At 67.3% G+C, this 17,256-nt stretch carries 15 protein-coding genes; 9 read left to right on the top strand and 6 right to left on the bottom strand.

The genetic code is table 11. The features are described from left to right. Window positions 1-2: 2 nt before the first annotated feature. Window positions 3-2,171: an ATP-dependent DNA helicase gene (locus tag LAQ73_RS07360; RefSeq protein ID WP_224270733.1), complete on the bottom strand. Its 2,169-nt coding sequence runs from the start codon at window positions 2,169-2,171 to the stop codon at window positions 3-5. 514 nt (window positions 2,172-2,685) lie between these two features. Here LAQ73_RS07360 and LAQ73_RS07355 point away from each other — a divergent pair. The 9 genes from LAQ73_RS07355 to argF all read left to right on the top strand — a co-directional run bounded on the left by LAQ73_RS07355 (window position 2,686) and on the right by argF (window position 12,098). Beyond that, window positions 2,686-3,972: an argininosuccinate synthase gene (locus LAQ73_RS07355; RefSeq protein WP_224270581.1), complete on the top strand. Its 1,287-nt coding sequence runs from the start codon at window positions 2,686-2,688 to the stop codon at window positions 3,970-3,972. A 3-nt stretch (window positions 3,973-3,975) separates the two neighbouring features. Next, window positions 3,976-5,448, top strand: coding sequence for an argininosuccinate lyase (gene argH, locus LAQ73_RS07350; RefSeq protein WP_224270580.1), 1,473 nt, complete (start codon window positions 3,976-3,978; stop codon window positions 5,446-5,448). Between the two features lie 314 nt (window positions 5,449-5,762). Next, window positions 5,763-5,933: a lysine biosynthesis protein LysW gene (lysW, locus tag LAQ73_RS07345; RefSeq protein ID WP_224270579.1), complete on the top strand. Its 171-nt coding sequence runs from the start codon at window positions 5,763-5,765 to the stop codon at window positions 5,931-5,933. Window positions 5,934-5,994: 61 nt separating this feature from the next. Next, window positions 5,995-6,867, top strand: coding sequence for a lysine biosynthesis protein LysX (gene lysX, locus LAQ73_RS07340; RefSeq protein ID WP_224270578.1), 873 nt, complete (start codon window positions 5,995-5,997; stop codon window positions 6,865-6,867). Next, window positions 6,864-7,901 (top strand): N-acetyl-gamma-glutamyl-phosphate reductase, encoded by a 1,038-nt coding sequence (gene argC / locus LAQ73_RS07335; RefSeq protein WP_224270577.1) that lies wholly within the window; start codon window positions 6,864-6,866, stop codon window positions 7,899-7,901. The genes lysX and argC overlap by 4 nt, the downstream gene beginning before the upstream one ends. A 33-nt stretch (window positions 7,902-7,934) precedes the next feature. Continuing rightward, window positions 7,935-8,966, top strand: coding sequence for an acetylglutamate/acetylaminoadipate kinase (locus LAQ73_RS07330; protein ID WP_224270576.1), 1,032 nt, complete (start codon window positions 7,935-7,937; stop codon window positions 8,964-8,966). Beyond that, a complete protein-coding gene (locus LAQ73_RS07325; RefSeq protein WP_224270575.1) occupies window positions 8,963-10,099 on the top strand; it encodes an aspartate aminotransferase family protein in 1,137 nt (378 codons plus the stop codon). The genes LAQ73_RS07330 and LAQ73_RS07325 overlap by 4 nt, the downstream gene beginning before the upstream one ends. Further along, on the top strand, window positions 10,096-11,190 hold the full coding sequence (locus LAQ73_RS07320) for a [LysW]-lysine hydrolase (protein WP_224270574.1): 1,095 nt from the start codon (window positions 10,096-10,098) through the stop codon (window positions 11,188-11,190). The genes LAQ73_RS07325 and LAQ73_RS07320 overlap by 4 nt, the downstream gene beginning before the upstream one ends. Beyond that, complete coding sequence (gene argF / locus LAQ73_RS07315; protein WP_224270573.1) at window positions 11,190-12,098, top strand: ornithine carbamoyltransferase; 909 nt, start codon at window positions 11,190-11,192, stop codon at window positions 12,096-12,098. Before LAQ73_RS07320 ends, argF begins: the two co-directional genes overlap by 1 nt. Window positions 12,099-12,101: 3 nt before the next feature. On the opposite strand, the gene LAQ73_RS07310 is transcribed toward argF, so the two are convergent. From LAQ73_RS07310 to LAQ73_RS07290, 5 genes are all read right to left on the bottom strand, one after another. Continuing rightward, window positions 12,102-13,301: a cation:proton antiporter gene (locus tag LAQ73_RS07310; RefSeq protein WP_224270572.1), complete on the bottom strand. Its 1,200-nt coding sequence runs from the start codon at window positions 13,299-13,301 to the stop codon at window positions 12,102-12,104. A 65-nt stretch (window positions 13,302-13,366) separates the two neighbouring features. Then, a complete protein-coding gene (locus LAQ73_RS07305; protein WP_224270571.1) occupies window positions 13,367-13,867 on the bottom strand; it encodes a cation:proton antiporter regulatory subunit in 501 nt (166 codons plus the stop codon). A gap of 85 nt (window positions 13,868-13,952) precedes the next feature. Next, window positions 13,953-14,543, bottom strand: coding sequence for a dolichol kinase (locus LAQ73_RS07300; protein WP_224270570.1), 591 nt, complete (start codon window positions 14,541-14,543; stop codon window positions 13,953-13,955). Further along, entirely contained in the window at window positions 14,540-16,330 is a 1,791-nt protein-coding gene (gene glyS / locus LAQ73_RS07295) for a glycine--tRNA ligase (RefSeq protein ID WP_224270569.1), read from the bottom strand. The genes LAQ73_RS07300 and glyS overlap by 4 nt, the downstream gene beginning before the upstream one ends. 1 nt (window position 16,331) lies before the next feature. Further along, window positions 16,332-17,189: a CBS domain-containing protein gene (locus tag LAQ73_RS07290; RefSeq protein ID WP_224270568.1), complete on the bottom strand. Its 858-nt coding sequence runs from the start codon at window positions 17,187-17,189 to the stop codon at window positions 16,332-16,334. Window positions 17,190-17,256: the final 67 nt, after the last annotated feature.

The raw sequence follows: 17,256 nt of genomic DNA, 5'->3' as shown, positions 1-17,256 counted from the left end.
GCTTAGGGGCTCGGTGGCTCGCCGTCGTAGGCGTCGTGGCCGGCGTAGAAGTTCAGCATCGCGAACTTCAGTTTCTCGGGGCCGACGTCGATGAGTTCCCGCCGCTCCTCCGGCGGGAACGTGTCGCGGACGCCGTACTTGCCCATCGTGTCGCTCGCGGAGGTGTAGCGTTTGTCGACGAGCGCGCGCACGCCGAAATCCTCCGGCGAGCGGATGACCCGGCCGAGCGCCTGTCGCGTCTTGCGAATCGTCGGAATCTCGACGGCGTAGCGCCAGCCGGGGTCTCTCCCTCTGTCGGCGTACGCGCGGTCGTAGGCGTCCTGCACCGCCTCCATCCGTTCGGAGAGATGCGGGTAGGGGACGCCGACGACGAGCACGGTCCGGGCGTCGTCGCCGTCGAAGCTCACGCCTTCGGCGAGCGTCCCCCACAGCGAGGTGAACAGCGTCGCGTTCTCGCTCGACACGAACCGCTGGCGGAGGTCCTCGGTGCGCGTGCCCGCCTCGTCGAGCATGAGCGAGCCCAGCGACGCGCCGCCGAGGCCGCTCCCGCCGAGCATCTCGTAGTAGCGCTGGGCCTCGGCGTAGGAGGGGAAGAAGACGAGCGTGTTGCCGGGGGTGAAGCGAATCGCGTCCGAGAGGACTCCTGCGATGGTCTCCTGCGTCGACTCCTCGTTTCGCTCCTTTGCGAACAGCGCGGGCGTCTGCACCGCGAACGTTCGCCGGTTCTCGTCTGGGTACTCCATCCCGTAGGCGAGCGTGACGGCGTTCTCGATACCGAGGACGTCCTCGGTGACGTCGAAGGGGCGGAGCGTCGCGCTCATGAGGACGCTCGCGTGGACCTCCTCGAACAGCGACTCGGTCACCTGCCGGGGAATGCAGGTGTACAGTTCCGCGCGGCCGTAGATCTCGTCGGTGCCGCCGTCGCGGCGGACCGACACCATCGGATGCTGGCCGAGTTTGGTTCCGTCCTCCATCCACGACGAGAGAAACGCCGCCGCCTGTAAGGTCTGACACTCTTTCCGGCTCGTCGTCTCGCCGTCTTTGTACGCCTGTTCGTACTGTTCGTCGAGCGACTTTCCGAGCTGAAGGGCGAGTTCCACCTCCACGTCGATGCCGCGGCCCTCGTAGCTCTGCAGAAATTCGAGCGTCAGGTCGTCGCGGCGGTCCGGGTTGGCGATGCCGACGTCGGACCAGTTCTCGCCCACTTGCTCGCGCTCGCCGAAGCCGAAGCTCTCGTCGTACGTTCGGCGGAGCGCGCCGAGGAAGGCTTCGAAGACGTTCGCGGCGGAGTCGCTCCGGGAGTCGTCGCTCTCTTCTAACTCGTGGAGCGCGCTCTCGATGGTGTTCTCGGTGAGCGTTCGGCTGGCGTGGTCGCGCGCCGCGCCCTCGATGTTGTGCGCCTCGTCGAAGACGGTGATGACGTCGCTGGGGTCGCGGTCCAACCACCGGAAGAACTGCTCGCGGATCATCGGGTCGAGCAGGTGGTGGTAGTTGCAGACGACGAGATCGACGCCCTCCATCCCCTCCTTGAGAAGTTCGTAGCCACAGAGCTGGTGTTCGTCGGCGTACTCGTACACGTCGTCGGGCGTGCGCACGTCGTCGAACAGCCACGAGAAGAACTCGCCGGTGTCCTTCACGAGGTTGTTGTAGTAGTGTTCGCAGACGTTCGTCTCGCGGAGGTCCTCCAGTTCGTCGCCGATCTGGTCGAGCTCGTCCATGACGGCGCTTCGCGCCTCCGCCGCCCCGGAGTCGCCACCGCGGCTCTGTTCGAGCAACTGCTCTTGGCGGCGTTCGAGCTGCTGTTTGTCCTCCTCCTTCTCGACGACCGACCGAGTGGTGTCTCGGAGGCTCTGACACTCCTCGTACCCGACGTCGATGTGGCACATCGACGCCTTCCCGCGGAACACTACCGCCCGAATCGGCTCGGTGCGGGTGATGGCGCGGGCGTCCTCGACGAACTGGCGCATCTGCTGGTGGACGTTCGTCGTGATGACGACCGTCTTGTCGTTCTCGCGGGCGAACTCCAGCGCGGGGACGAGCGCCGAGAGCGTCTTTCCCGTACCGGGTGCGCCCTCGATGAGAACGTCTTGTTCGCGCGCGAACGCGTTGGCGATGCCGTCCATCGCCGCTCGTTGGTTGGGGTAGGGCTCCTCGTACGGGAAGAACCGCATGTGTCCGTTCGTCTCAGCCACTACTCCCCGCTTGCGCGTCACCGAGTTAAAAGGCTCGGACTACGTAGCGGGTCGATGACAGGTACCGGCCCGAGAGGGGTTGATGCGGCTGGAGGGGTTCGAGAGACGACCACGACAGCAGTCTTCGACTCGGAGACGTTATCTTCACGCCCGATTCTCGAATTTTACGGCGCTACCCCTCCTCTCACTGTCTCAGCCACCCCGGATTCGAACCGCAACGCTTGCCGGCCCGAAAGCGTTTAATAACGTCCCTCTACAAGAGTCTCAGTAATGACGCGCACTCGCCGCGCCGGACCGGTCGCCCCCGTCCGAGCCGTGCGAGCGCCGCGACCGGGCCTTTAGGCCCTACTCTACTTCACCTCCTCGTCGTCGCACTTTGCTTCAACTCCCAAGTGCAGATTCTCCATTTTCGGCCGCGTAGCTTCCAGTATCTCTTTTTATTCCAAACTCTAAAGCGCAGAATTTAATACCGTGACTCTCCGACGATGGTGTAATGACACGCGTGGCACTCGCGTTTAGCGGCGGACTCGACACGACAGTCTGCGTCCCGCTCCTCGAAGAGGAGTACGGGTACGACGATGTAATCGGCGTCACGGTCGACGTCGGACAGCCGGAAGAGGAGTTCGAGGAGGCCGAGGAGACGGCCGAGGCGTTGGACCTCGAACACTACATCGTCGACGCGCGAGCCGAGTTCGCCGAACAGTGCCTCGACTCCGTCCGCGCGAATGCGACGTACCAGGGCTACCCCCTCGGGACGGCGCTCGCGCGCCCGGTCATCGCCGAGGCCATCCTCGACGTGGCGAAGGAGCACGGCTGCGAGGGTATCGCCCACGGCTGCACCGGCAAAGGAAACGACCAACTGCGCTTCGAGGCGGTCTGGCGCGCCTCCGACCTCGAAGTCATCGCCCCCGTGCGCGAACTCGGTCTCACCCGCGAGTGGGAGATGGAGTACGCCGCCGAGAAGGAACTGCCCGTCGAGGGCGGCAACGAGGGCGTCTGGTCCATCGACACCAACCTCTGGAGCCGCTCCATCGAGGGCGGCCAACTCGAAGACCCCGGCTACGTCCCGCCGGAGGAGATCTACGAGTGGACCGACGCGCCCGGGAGCGAGACGGAACTCGTCGAAATCGAGTTCGAGAACGGCTATCCGGTCGCCGTCGACGGCGCGGAGATGGAGCCGCTGGCGCTCATCGAACATCTCAACGACCTCGCGGGCGCGTACGGCGTCGGTCGCACCGACATGATGGAAGACCGCATGCTCGGTCTGAAGGTGCGCGAGAACTACGAACACCCCGCAGCGACGGTGCTGCTCACCGCCCACGAGGCGCTCGAACAGCTCGTCCTCACCAAGGAGGAGCGCGACTTCAAGACGACAGTCGACAACGAGTGGGCCCAGAAGGGCTACGAGGGCCTCGTCGACGCGCCGCTGATGGAGTCGCTGAACGCTTACATCGACCAGAGCCAAGGAACCGTAACCGGCACGGTGACGGTCAAACTCCAGGGTGGCCAAGCCCGCCCGGTCGCCCGCGAGAGCCAATTTGCGGTTTACTCCGAGTCGGCCGCCTCGTTCAACACCGAGACGGTCGACGGCATCGAGCAGGGCGACGCGACGGGCGTCGCCAAGTACCACGGTTTCCAGTCGCGCCTCGCCAACGAAGTGGCGGAGAACGTCGAGAAACCCGAACTCGCCGCCGACGGTGGGTCCGGGAGCGAATCGACCGGACCCTCGTCGCAAGCGCAGTACAGCGACGGCGGGTCCGAGAGCGAAGAGGACGAATAATCCATGAGCGAGGAGTCCGTAGGCGACGTCATCCGCCGCGACCGCTTCAGCGGCGGCCCCGCCCGCGACTTCCTCTCCAGCCTCGCGGCCGACGAGCGCATCTTCGACGCCGACCTCGCTGTCGACCGCGCGCACGTCGTAATGCTCGCCGAGCAAGGCATCGTCGATGACGAAGACGCCGCCGACATCCTCGCGGCGCTCGACGCCGTCGAGGACGCGGGTCACGCCGACCTCCCCGGCGGCGAAGACGTCCACGAGGCCATCGAAGCCGCCGTCATTCAGCACGTCGGCGAAGACGGCGGAAAGATGCACACCGCCCGCAGTCGCAACGACGAGGTGGCGACCTGCATCCGCTACCGCCTGCGCGAGGACGTCCTCGACGCCGTCGAAGGGACGCTCGCGCTCCGCGAGGCGCTCCGCGAAACCGCGGCCGAGCACACCGAGACGGTGATGCCGGGTTACACGCACCTGCAACCCGCCCAGCCCATCACCGTCGCCCATTACCTGCTGTCGTACGAGGCGGCGGTCGCCCGCGACACCGCACGGATGCTCGACGCGTACGGCCGTATCAATCGCTCTCCCTTGGGCGGCGCGGCGTTCGCGGGCACGCCGTTCGACATCGACCGCGAGCGCACCGCCGCCCTGCTCGGCTTCGCCGCCGTGCTCGGCAACTCGATGGACGCCTCGTCGTCGCGGGACTTCCTCGCGGAGACGCTCGGCGCGCTCGCGACGCACGCGACGACCATCTCGGGGCTCGCGGAGGACCTCATCATCTTCGCCAACAAGCGGTACGTCGACCTCTCGGACGACTACTCCTCGACCTCCTCCATCATGCCCCAGAAGAAGAACCCCGACACGCTCGAACTCGTCCGCGGCACCGCGGGCGACGCCGTCGGCGGTCTCACCGGGCTTCTGACCAACCTCAAGGGCCTCCCCCGCGCGTACAACCGCGACCTGCAGTTGGCGCACCCGCACGCGTTCCGCGCCGTCGACGCCGTCGTCAACGCGACGGACGTCGCGGCGGGCGCGATCGCCACCGCGACGTGGAACGCGGACGAACTGGCGGCGGACGCGGGCGACGGCTTCTCGACGGCGACGGGCGTCGCCGACGCGCTGGCGGCGACGGGGATGCCGTTCCGCACGGCGCACGAGATCGTCGCCGCCGCGGCCGAGGGAATCGACGACGAGGACGATGCGGCAACTACTGCTGCAAAACTTGACGCGGCCGCAGAAGCGGTGTTAGGGGAGTCCCTCTGGACCCGCGTGAACCGCGAGACCGTCGAAGCCGCCCTCGACCCCGCCGAGAGCGTCGCCACTCGCGACTCGCTCGGCGGACCCGCGGCGTCGGCGGTCGAGACCCAACTCGACGAGGCCGAAACCCGTTTCGACGCGGACGCTCACTCCGTCGCCGCGTGCCGCGACGCGCTGGCCGAAGCCGACGAGAGACTCCGCGCGGAGGTAACGAGCTATGTCTGAACGCCTGCGACGACTCCGAGGACTCCGACGACCGCGAGCCCCGGCTCCGCGGCTTCCACGCCTTCCGAGATTCCCGCGACGACCGCGACCGGAACCGCGACCGCTCCCGAAGCCGGTCCGAACCCGAGGGCTCGCGGGCGCTCCGCTCCCGCCGCCGTCCCCTTCGGGGGACAACAACACTCGGAATCTCGACACTGAATTCCAAAACGGCGGCTACGAACGCTCTGGACTCGCTTAGCGGCGACTCCGTCATTAATTTTCACAAACAGTTTCGCTGCATTTAAGGTGGGTAACCCACAAGAAGTGGATACACCATGACCGAAGCAGAATGCGCCGAGTGCGGGACCACGCTGGACCTCGCCGACGACCTCGAAACCGGAGAGATAATCGACTGCGGCACCTGCGGTGCGGAGCTCGAAGTCATCGACGTCAACCCGCCGGTCCTCGAACGAGCCCCCGAGCTCGAAGAGGACTGGGGGGAGTAACCGTGAACAACGCCGAATCACAGATCCGGCGAGCTCACACTCGCCATCGGGGGTGGCTCGCGTGAAAATAGGAATGCTGTACTCCCGAATCCGCAGGGACGAGAAGCTCCTCCTCTCGGAGCTTCGCGAGCGCGGCCACGACGTCACCAAGATCGACGTCCGCAAGCACCAGTTCGGACTCCACGACACGACCGCGCCCGTCGACGACCTCGATATCGTCGTCGACCGCTGTCTCGCCACCTCGCGTTCGCTGTACGCGACACGCTTCATCGAGAGCTACGGCGTGCCCGTCGTCAACAGTCCCGAGACGGCCGAAATCTGCGCCGACAAGGCGAAAAACAGCCTCGCGCTCGCGGAGGCGGGCGTCCCCACCCCCGAGACGAAAGTCGCGTTCACGAAGGAGAGCGCGATGGAGGCCATCGAGGCGTTCGGCTACCCCTGCGTCCTCAAACCCGTCGTCGGGTCGTGGGGTCGCCTGATGGCGAAGATCGACTCCAGAAGCGCCGCCGAAGCGATTCTAGAGCACAAAGCCACCTTGGGCCACTACGAGCACAAGGTGTTCTACGTCCAGGAGTTCGTCGAGAAGCCCGGCCGCGACATCCGCGTGGTGGCGACCGACGGCGAACCCGTCGCCGCGATGACTCGCACCTCCGAGCACTGGCTCACCAACGCCGCGAAAGGCGGCGTCACTGAGAACTTCGAGTGGGACGACGAAGCGCTCGAACTCGTTCAGAAAGCCAGCGACGCCGTCGGCGGCGGGCTGCTCGGCGTCGACCTGATGGAGACGGGCGAGAGCTACACCGTCCACGAGGTGAACCACACCGTCGAGTTCAAGGCGCTGAACGAGGCGTCCGACGTCGACGTTCCGGCCGCCGTTGTCGACTGGCTGGAGGCGAAAGCGGCCGAGAAGACGGCCGCGGAGGCGGTCGCGTGAGCCTGAGCGCGGCCGTCGTCGGCGGCTCCGGCTTCACGGGTGGCGAACTGCTCCGTCTGCTCGCGGGCCACCCCGAGTTCGAGGTCGCGCAGGCGACCAGCCGCCAGTACGACCGCAAGACCGTCGGCTCGGTTCATCCCAACCTGCGGGAACTGGACCTGCGCTTCAGTTCGCCCGAGGACCTCGAATCGGTCGACGTACTGTTCGCGGCGACGCCCCACGGCGTCTCGATGGAACACATCGACAGCTTTCGGGACGCCGCGGACACCGTCGTCGACCTCTCGGCGGACTTCCGCCTCCAGACGGAAGAGCAGTACGACGAGTGGTACGACGGCCACGTCGCGCCCGAGTACCTGGAGAAATCCGTCTACGCGCTGCCCGAGCTGACGCGCGACCAACTGCCCGGCGCGGATCTCATCGCCGCCGGTGGCTGCAACGCGACGGCGACGATTCTCGGCCTGAAGCCGCTGTTCGACGCCGACGTACTCGACGGCGACGAGCAGGTCGTCGTCGACGTGAAAGTCGGGTCGTCGGAGGGTGGCGCGTCGGCCGGCAAAGCCTCCTCGCACGCCGAGCGCTCGGGCGTCGTCCGCCCGTACGCGCCGACCGGACACCGCCACGAGGCCGAAATCGAGCAGTTCCTCGGTCTCTCGGTGTCGTTCACCGTCCACGCGGTGGATATGGTGCGCGGGGCGTCGGCGACGTGTCACGTCTTCCCCGACTCGCCCGTCACGAAGGGCGACCTCTGGGGGGCGTACCGCGAGAGCTACGAGGACGAACCGTTCATGCGGATGGTCGCCGGCGGCGGCGGCGTCTACCGCTACCCCGAACCGAAGGCCGTCGCCGGGACGAACTTCGGCGAGGTCGGCTTCGAGGTCGACGCCTCGAACAAGCGCCTCGTCGTCTTCTCGGCCATCGACAATATGATGAAAGGCTCCGCCGGGCAGGCGGTCCACGCGGCGAACGTCGCGCTCGGACTCGACGAAACCGCCGGACTGGAGTTCACCGGCCTGCACCCGGTCGGCTCGCCCTGAGAACGAGACGGAACCGAACTACGAGACACACCGATGACACAGAGCACCTACACGCGCGACGACCTGCTCGCGGCCCACGAGCGGCTCGTCGACAACGACTGCGGCACAGACGACGACCAACTGTACACGGACGGAGGAACCTCGTCGCCGCGAGACGACGGGAGCGGGAGCCGGGAACCGCCGGTCGTCGTCAAAGTCGGCGGCGCGAAAGCCGTCGACCCCGCGGGTGCGGTGGGTGACGTGGCGCACCTCGTCGCCAACGGCAGAGACGTCGTCGTCGTCCACGGCGGGTCGACGGCCGTCGACGACACCCTCGAAGCGCTCGGCGAAGAGCCGACCTACGTCGAGACGCCGTCGGGCGTCGTCGGCCGCTTCACCGACGAGCGCGCGATGGAGGTGTTCTCGATGGTGATGCCCGGGAAACTCAACACCGACCTGACGGCGACGCTGCGTAACGCTGGCGTCGACGCCATGGGCCTCTCGGGCGTCGACGGCGGGCTCCTCACTGGAAAGCGCAAGTCGGCCGTCCGCGTCGTCGAGGACGGCAAGAAGAAGATCAAGCGCGGCGACCACTCCGGAAAGATCGAGTCGGTCAACTCCCAACTCCTCGAAACGCTGCTCTCGGACGGCTACACGCCCGTCGTCACGGTCCCGATGCTCGGCGAGGAGCAAGACGGCTCCGTCACGCCCGTCAACGCCGACGCCGACCGCGCGGCCGCGGCCGTCGCGGGTGCGCTCGGTGCCGAACTCGTCGTCCTGACCGACGTCTCAGGCGTCTACGAGGACCCCGACGACGAGGCGACGCTCATCGACTCGGCGGCGACGCCCGAGGAGCTCGCGGCAGTCGATTCGGCGGCCGAGGGGTTCATGACGAAGAAGGTGATGGCGGCCAAGGAAGCGCTAACCGGCGGCGCGTCGGCCGTTATCGTCTCCGACGCGAACGTCAACGACCCCATCGTCGCGGCGCTCAACGGCGCGGGGACGCGCATCACTCGCGGCGCGCTCGGCGAGGACGCTCCCGGCCTCGACACCGCGGACGCGGTGCCCGGAGGTGAGTCGCAGTGAGCGGCTTCGTCTTCTCGGAGAAACCCATCCAGATTCGGTCGGGCGAGGGGATGTCCCTCTACGCCGAGGACGGGACTGAATACTTGGACTTCGGCGCGAGCTACGCCGTCGCCGCGACGGGGCACTGCCACCCGAAGGTCGTCGAAGCGGTCCAGAAGCAGGCGGGCGAACTGCTCTACGTGCAGGGCTCGTACCCCGTCGCCGCGCGCACCAAACTGTACGAGAAACTGGCGACGCTCGCGCCCGGCGACATCTCGAACGTCTGGCTCTGTAACTCCGGCACCGAGGCCAACGAGGCGGCGATGAAGTTCGCCCGTAGCGCCACCGGACGGTCGAAGATCGTCGCCACCAAGCGCGGCTTCCACGGCCGCACCCTCGGCGCGCTGGCGATGACGTGGAAACAGCAGTACAAGAAGCCGTTCGAGCCCCTTGCGGGGGGCGTCGAGTTCGTCTCCTACGGTGACGCTGAGGAACTCGCGGAAGCCGTCGACGACGAGACGGCAGCGGTGTTCCTCGAACCCGTCCAGGGCGAGGGTGGCGTCCACCCCGCCGACACGGAGTACCTACGGGCAGCCCGCGAGGCGACCGAGGAGGCGGGCGCGGCGCTCGTCTTCGACGAGATTCAGACCGGCGTCGGCCGCACCGGGTCGCTGTGGGCCTGCGAGGGCGCGGGCGTCACGCCCGACATCCTCACGACGGCGAAGGGAATCGCCTCGGGTCTCCCGCTCGGCGCGACGCTCTGCGCCGACTGGATCGCCGAGGAGTGCGGCGACCACGGGTCGACGTTCTCGGGCGGTCCCGTCGTCTGCGCCGCCGCGAACGCGACGCTGGACGTCGTGGTCGAGGAGGACCTCCCGACGCACGCCGGCGACGTGGGCGCGTATCTCGTCGAGTCGCTCGAAGCCGCGACCGAGGAGCACGACCTCCCCGTCCGCGAGGTGCGCGGGCAGGGGCTGATGCTCGGCGTCGAAGTCAAGCGCGGCGCGAACCGTATCCTCAGGGAGTTGGCGCTCTCCGAGCAGATTCTCGCGCTTCCGGCCGGGCGCTCGGTCGTCAGACTGCTGCCGCCGCTCGTCGCCGAGCAGGAACACGCCGACCGCTTCGTCGAGGCGTTCGCGGAGGTGCTCGGATGAACGCGCTCGAGGGTGCGGACGCCGCGAACGAGACGGCCGACTACCACGACGCGCTCGACACCGAGGGTAAACAACTGCTGTACGACCTCGTCTCCACACCCTCCGTTTCGGGCGAGGAGGCCGACGCGGCCGCGGTGCTCGTCGACTTCTTCGAGGCCCACGACCGCGAGGTGTGGGTCGACGAGGTCGGCAACGTCCGCGCGCTCGCCGACGACTCCGTGCTCCTCACGTCGCACATCGACACCGTTCCCGGGGAGGTACCGGTCGAGGTGAAAGACGGCGACGACGGCCCACAGCTCTGGGGCCGTGGCAGCGTCGACGCGACGGGGCCGCTGGCGGCGATGGCGGCGGCGGCCGTCGAGACCGGCGTGAGTTTCGTCGGCGTCGTCGGTGAGGAGACCGACTCCCGCGGCGCGCGCCACCTCGCCGAGACGCGCGAGGAACCCGGTGCCGTCGTCAACGGCGAACCCAGCGGGTGGGACGGCATCACGCTCGGCTACCGCGGCTTCCTCGCGGGGACGTACGTCGGTACGAGCGAACTCGGCCACTCCTCCCGACCGGAGAACAACGCCATCCAGTCGGCGGTGAACTGGTGGTCCCGGGTCGCGGAGTTCTTCGAGGCCGAAGCGTCGGAGGGCGTCTTCGACACGGTGACGACCAAACCCATCACCTTCGCCGGCGGCCCCACCGAGGACGGCTTCGCCGTCGAAGCGACTGTCGACGTCCAGTTCCGCGTCCCGCCCAGTCTCACCATCGAGGACGTCCGCGAGGTCGCCGAAGGTGAACTCACCGACGGGAGCGTCCACTGGCAGGAACCCATCCCGCCCGTAATGGAGAGCCCCCGAACCGACGTGGCGCGGGCGTTCCGCGTCGCCATCCGGCAGGCGGGCGGCGACCCCCGCTTGCTCCGCAAGACCGGGACGAGCGACATGAATCTCTACGCGGGCGTCTGGGACTGTCCGATGGTCACCTACGGCCCCGGCGACTCGGACCTCGACCACGCGCCGAACGAGCACCTCTCGCTCTCGGAGTTCGAGAAGTCGGTGTCGGTTCTCACGACCGTCGCCGAGAAACTCGGAGGTGGGGCGTGATGGCCGCCGCGACCGAACTGGAGACGGCGAACGTCCTCGACATCGACGACCTCTCGGCCGCGGAGGTCGAGACCGTCCTCGACCGGGCGGCGGCGCTGAAGGCGGGTGAGGACGACGCGCAGTTCCCGCGGGCGACGCTGGCGATGCTGTTCGAGAAGCCGAGCACCAGAACGAGAGTGTCGTTCGAGACGGGAATGACGAAACTCGGCGGCCACGCCATCTTCCTCGGTCCCGACGACGTCCACCTCGGCCACGGCGAACCCATCAAGGACACCGCTCGCGCGCTGTCAGGCTACGTCGACATCATCATGGCGCGCCTGTTCGACCACGCGGACCTCGAAGAACTCGCCGAGTACGCCACCGTCCCAGTCGTCAACGGTCTCACCGACGACGCCCACCCCTGTCAGACGCTCGCGGACCTTCTCACCATCCGCGAGACGTTCGGCGACTTCGACGTCGACGTCGCGTGGGTCGGCGACGGCAACAACGTCGCCCAGTCGTTCGTCCTCGGCTGTGCGCTCGCGGGTATCGACCTCACGGTGGCGACGCCCGACGGCTACGGCATCGACGCCTCGGTGCTGGAGCGCGCGGCCGAACTCGGCGGGGAACCGGAGACGACGACGGACCCCGAAGCCGCCGTCGCCGACGCGGACGCCGTCTACACCGACGTGTGGGTGAGCATGGGTCAGGAGAACCAGCGCGAGGAGAAACTGGCGGCGTTCGACGGTTTCCAGTTGAACGAAAATCTGCTCGCCGACGCCGACGCGAAGGTGATGCACTGTCTGCCCGCCCACCGCGGCGAGGAGATCACCGACGAGGTGCTCGAATCCGAGCGCTCGCTCGTCTGGCAGCAGGCCGAAAATCGCCTGCACGCCCAGAACGGGCTGCTGGCGGAACTACTCTCCTGATTTTCAGCTCGTCGTCTCCGAGCGGCGACGCTGCAGTACGCCCTCGAACACCTCCGAGTACTGCATCAGCACCGTCCCGAGGATACTCATCACGAGCACGTAGCCGACGGCGAACGCCGGAATCACCTGCGTCATCACCGGCCCGTTACCGGTGGCGGCGACGGTGGCGATGATGAGCGAGAACTCCCCGCGTGTCACCATGCCGAACCCGACGCGGAGCGACCGCCGGTCGTCGAGTCCGTAGATGCGCCCCGAGAAGAACCCGGAGACGATTTTCGTCGGCGTCGTCGCCACGACGGCGATCGCCAGAATCCCCACCGTCGTCGCCACGAGCAGCGGGTCGGTGCCCAGGCCAATGTAGAAGAAGAAGACGGCCGCGAAGATGTCGCGGACGGGCGTCAGCAGACGTTCGATGCGCTCGACGTGGTCGGTGCTGGAGAAGCCCATGCCGACGAAGAACGCCGCGACGGCTTCGCTCACGCCGATAGCGAGGGCGATACCGGCGACGAACACCGCCACCGCCAGCACGCGGAGCACGAACAGCTCGCTGGAATCGGCGTCGAACAGCCGCTCGAACAGCGGCCCGCCGAACCAGACGCCCGCCAGTAGGACGCCCAGAAACGCGACGGCGACGGCGACGTCGGTGAGAGCCGTTTCGAGGCCGCCGCTGCCGCCGACGAGCGCCGCGACGACGGCGAGATAAATGGCGATAAACAGATCCTCGAACACGAGCGTCCCCAGCATCGGCTCGCTCTCGCTGTTGGCGATCCAGCCGAGGTCGATGAGCGACTTCGTGATGACGGCGCTGGAGGAGATGTAGACGATGCCGCCTAAGAGGGCGGATTCGAGCAGACTCCACCCGAACAGCAGACCGAGGCCGACCCCGACGGGGAAGTTGACACCGAGGTCTAACAGCCCCACACCGGTGATTCGCCGCCTTGCCTCCAAGAGGCGGTCGAGACTGAACTCCAAGCCGAGAAAGAACAGCAACAGCACGATGCCGATTTCGGCGAGTATCGTCACGATGTCGCCGCTCGGGACCGCGAACTCGGAGGCGTACCGCCCGAGCACGTTCGGTCCGACGAGCATCCCGACGACGACGTACAGCGGAATCACCGAGAGACCGACGCGCGTCGCTATCGTGCCCGCCACCGCGATGCTGACGAACAGGGCACCGACCTGCCACAGTTCCATCGCCGCCATCTAACCGCCGCCCCCTTCGTCTAGAGCCGTCGCTGCCGTGCTCTCGGCGGCGTACGCGCCGCCGTTCATTCGTCGGTTGCCGACTCTGCGGTCGCGTACTCTTGAAACTCCCGGCAGGCGTCTTGTCCGCCGATGACGACGAGGGTGTCTCCTTCCTCGACCGCAAAGTCCGCGCCGGGGTTCGAGACGGTCTCGTCGCCGCGCTGGACGGCGACAACGGAGACGCCGACCCGCTGGCGGACCTGCGACTCGGCGAGCGTCTTACCGACCAGCGGCGAGTCGACGGTGAGCTTCACCCACTCGATGAGCGTGTCGTCCGACAACACCGTGTCGATGGTCTCGGTCCGAATCGGTTGGAAGTACGCCCCTTCCATGATGGTGCCGACCTGCCGCGAGAGGCGGTCCGAGAGCTCGAACAGTTTCTCGGAGTCCGCGTCCGGCGATTCGCGGAGAAAGAGCTCGCGCTTGCCGGTGTTGTGGATGACGATGACGAGTTGACTCCCGTCGTTCAACTCCACCTCGAACTTCTTGCCGACGCCCGGAAGGTCGCTCTCGTAGACGGTCATACCATGAAGAATTGAACGCGGGCACCAAGATTCTACCGTCGTTCCCTGCCGCGAACGCCGACCGTACCTACCGTCCGGGACGGACTCAGGCCACCAACAGCACCGCCGCGATGCCGACGCAGGCCGTCGGCGGAATCGAGAGGTTGTCGTCGACGACGTAGCCCGCGACGACCGGTTTGACGCCGTCGGCGAACGTCGCGCCCGCCGCGCCCGCCGCCGCCGCGCCGAGGCCGACGAGTCGGGAAACGTCCGCCGGTCCGGTGGTGAACGGCACCGCCAGCGCGAAGCAGACCAGGAACATGACGCCGAGGACGCCGAGTTCCTTCGCGCGTCCCGCCTCGTTGCTGCCCAGAATCCCGCTTATCGGGTCGCCGACGGTGAGCATCAACATCCCCGGCACCGCGACGAACCACGGGAACAGCCACGCGACGGCAGTCATGCTGTACATGTACAGCGCGTAGCCTGCGACGTTCTCCCGTTCGTACTCGCGGGTCAGATTGCGGTACACCCACCAGTCGAGACCGACGCCCAACCGGGCGAGTTCGAGCACCGAGACGAGCACCGAGAGACCGAGCAGCACGTACCCCAGCTCCTGCCACGTGACGACGCCGAGCAGGTAGAGCGCGGGGATGCTCGTTCCGCTCGCGTGGACGAACCGGCGCGTGAGTTCGCTCACGCCTCCGCGGTGTCGGCGTCGACGCGTTCGTACGCGTCGAGCAGGTCGTCGAACGTCTTGCGACCGGACCGCATCGCGGTCAGTTCGTCGACGAGCGCGTCGACCGGCAGCCGAATCTGGGCGGTCGTGTCGCGTTCGCGTACCGTCACCGTCGTCTCGCCGTCGCTCTCGACGCCGTCGCGGTCCACGGTGACGCAGAACGGCGTACCGATTTCGTCCTTGCGACGGTAGCGACGGCCGATGTTACCCGAGTCGTCGTACTCGGCGGAGAGACCCGCCTCGCGTACGTCACGGACGAGCTCCCGTGCGAGGTCGGTCAGTCGCTCGTCGTTGCCGACCAGCGGGAAGACGCCGACGTACGTCGGCGCGACTTCGGGTTCGAGCGCGAGGTAGGTACGCTCCTCACCCGCCACCTCGTCCTCGCGGTAGGCGTGTTCGAGCACCGTGTACACCGTGCGGCCGACGCCGAACGACGGCTCGACGACGTGGGGGGTGATGTGCTCGCCGGACTCGGTCTGCTCTTCGACGCGGAAGTCGGCGACCTCGGTCGAGACGGTGTACTCCTCGCCGTCGGCCTCGACGGTCACCTCGTCGCTGTCGAAGGCGTCGGGGTCGCGCGCTGCGAGGTCGCGCAGCGCGTCGGCGATGTCGGCGGCCGCGCCGCCGAACTCCGGACCGAGCGAGCTCATGTCGGGTTCGACGACGGCGCGTTCGACCGTCTTCGGTTCGTCGTACTGCTTGAACACGGTGAAGTCGTCGTCGCCGTACTCGCCGTGCTTCGAGAGGTCGTAGTCGCCGCGGTAGGCGAACCCGGCGATTTCGACCCAGTCGCCGCCGACCTCGGACTCGGCGTCCCAGCAGTCGCTGGCGTAGTGGGCGCGCTCGCCCGCCAGGTGCTGGCGGAAGCGGAAGCGGTCCATGTCGACGCCGATTCGCTCGTACCAGCCCTTGGCGACGCCGAGGTAGTAGCCGACCCACTCGTTGGCGATGATGCCCGCCTCGACGGCGTCGCCGATGGTCGTCTCCAGGTAGTCGCCGTCGTCTTTCTCCTGTTCGGTCGCCGGGTAGAGGCGAACGTCGACGTCCGAAACGGCGTCGAGGTTCGGTTCGTCCTCCTCGGGGTCGATGAACTGTTCGAGCTCCGCTTGCGTGAACTCCCGCACCCGAACGAGACCCTTCCGGGGGCTGATCTCGTTGCGGTACGCGCGACCGATCTGGGTGACGCCGAACGGCAGCTGGCCGCGGGCGTACTCCTTCAGTCGCGGGAACTCGACGAAGATGCCCTGCGCCGTCTCCGGGCGGAGATAACCGGGTTGGTCGCCGCCGGGACCGATGTCCGTCTTGAACATGAGGTTGAAGTTCTCGACGGGCTGGCCCGCGAGTGGTTCGCCGCAGTTCGGACAGTGGATCTCGTGGTCGGCGATGAGGTCGGCGACTTCGGAGTTCGGCAGCGCCTCGGCGTCTTCGATCTGGGTGACGTCCTCGACGAGGTGGTCGGCGCGGTGGCTCTCGCCGCAGGCGGCGCACTCGACGAGCATGTCGTTGAAGCCGTCGAGGTGGCCGGAGGCCTCGAAGACGGGTTCTGGCATGATAGTCGGTGCCTCTATCTCGCGGTTCCCCTCTCGGACAGTGAAGCGGTCGCGCCACGCCGACTCGACGTTCGCCTTCAGCGCCGCACCCTGCGGGCCGAACGTGTAGAAGCCGGCGACGCCGCCGTACGCGGCGCTGGAGAGGAAGAAGAACCCGCGGCGTTTCGAGAGTTCGGCGATGGCTTCGGTGTCGGTCATCTCAGAGCGCCTCCAGCAGGTTCACGTCGCGAACGACGCCGACGAGCTCGTCGCCGCTGACCATCGGAATCTGTTCGATGTCGTTCGTGATCATCTGCTGGGCGGCTTTCTGCGCCGTCTTCCGGCGCGTCAGGGTGACGAGGTCGCTCGTCATGAACTCGGAGACGGGTTCGGTCGGAATCTCGACGTTCCGGGTCGGGATGTAGCGGTTGCCGACGGCTTTGATGCCTTCCCACATCCACTCGTCGTCCTGGTTGGCCATCGAGTCGCCGGTCTCGTCCTCGCCCTCGACGACGCGGGCGACTTCGATGATGTCGACTTCGGTGAGGATACCGGACATGGTTCCCTCGTCGCCGAGGACGACGGCGTACGGCACGTTCGCGTAGTAGATTTCGCGCTCGGCGACCGTCAGCGGCGTCCCCTGATACGCCGTGTTGATATCCGTCGCGGCGAGCTCGCCGACCTCCGTCTCGCCGTCGACGTCGCCGCGGGCGATGGCGTGGACCACGTCGGTGATGGTGACGATACCGACGAGCGTCGTCGTGCCGCCGGTCTCGACGACGGGGACGCGGCGTGCGCCCTCGCGGAGCATCAGTTGCACGGCGTCGGTCAGGTCGGTGTCGGGCGTCGTCGTCGGGACCTCCCGCATCAGGATGGCGAGTTGGTCCTCGTCGGGGTGTTCGATGAGATCGTCGCGGGAGACGAGACCGCGGTACTCCTCGCCGTCGTCGGTCTGTTTGACGACCGGAACGGAGGAAAAACCGCGCTCTTGGAGATACTCGAGTACGTCGTCCCGCGTGCCTGGGAGTTCGACCGTCACGACCTCCTCGCGGGGCGTCATAGCGTCGGCGACTTGCATAGCGTCGCGTACTCTCTCGCACCTCTTGTACTCTGCGAAGGTGTGGTGGTCGGTCCCGTTCGGACCC

Source organism: Haloprofundus salinisoli (genome assembly GCF_020097815.1).
GTDB classification, from domain to species: domain Archaea; phylum Halobacteriota; class Halobacteria; order Halobacteriales; family Haloferacaceae; genus Haloprofundus; species Haloprofundus salinisoli.
The sequence above is the reverse complement of the archived record's forward strand: the minus strand, read 5'-3'. Positions and strand labels throughout refer to the sequence as shown.

Excerpts from the sequence above, each read along its gene's own strand:
- LAQ73_RS07360 (WP_224270733.1), bottom strand. The coding sequence starts at position 2,171 with ATGCGGTTCTTCCCGTACGAGGAGCCCTACCCCAACCAACGAGCGGCG.
- LAQ73_RS07355 (WP_224270581.1), top strand. The coding sequence starts at position 2,686 with ATGACACGCGTGGCACTCGCGTTTAGCGGCGGACTCGACACGACAGTC.
- argH (WP_224270580.1), top strand. The coding sequence starts at position 3,976 with ATGAGCGAGGAGTCCGTAGGCGACGTCATCCGCCGCGACCGCTTCAGC.
- lysW (WP_224270579.1), top strand. The coding sequence starts at position 5,763 with ATGACCGAAGCAGAATGCGCCGAGTGCGGGACCACGCTGGACCTCGCC.
- LAQ73_RS07330 (WP_224270576.1), top strand. The coding sequence starts at position 7,935 with ATGACACAGAGCACCTACACGCGCGACGACCTGCTCGCGGCCCACGAG.
- LAQ73_RS07320 (WP_224270574.1), top strand. The coding sequence starts at position 10,096 with ATGAACGCGCTCGAGGGTGCGGACGCCGCGAACGAGACGGCCGACTAC.
- argF (WP_224270573.1), top strand. The coding sequence starts at position 11,190 with ATGGCCGCCGCGACCGAACTGGAGACGGCGAACGTCCTCGACATCGAC.
- LAQ73_RS07310 (WP_224270572.1), bottom strand. The coding sequence starts at position 13,301 with ATGGCGGCGATGGAACTGTGGCAGGTCGGTGCCCTGTTCGTCAGCATC.
- LAQ73_RS07305 (WP_224270571.1), bottom strand. The coding sequence starts at position 13,867 with ATGACCGTCTACGAGAGCGACCTTCCGGGCGTCGGCAAGAAGTTCGAG.
- glyS (WP_224270569.1), bottom strand. The coding sequence starts at position 16,330 with ATGACCGACACCGAAGCCATCGCCGAACTCTCGAAACGCCGCGGGTTC.
- LAQ73_RS07290 (WP_224270568.1), bottom strand. The coding sequence starts at position 17,189 with ATGCAAGTCGCCGACGCTATGACGCCCCGCGAGGAGGTCGTGACGGTC.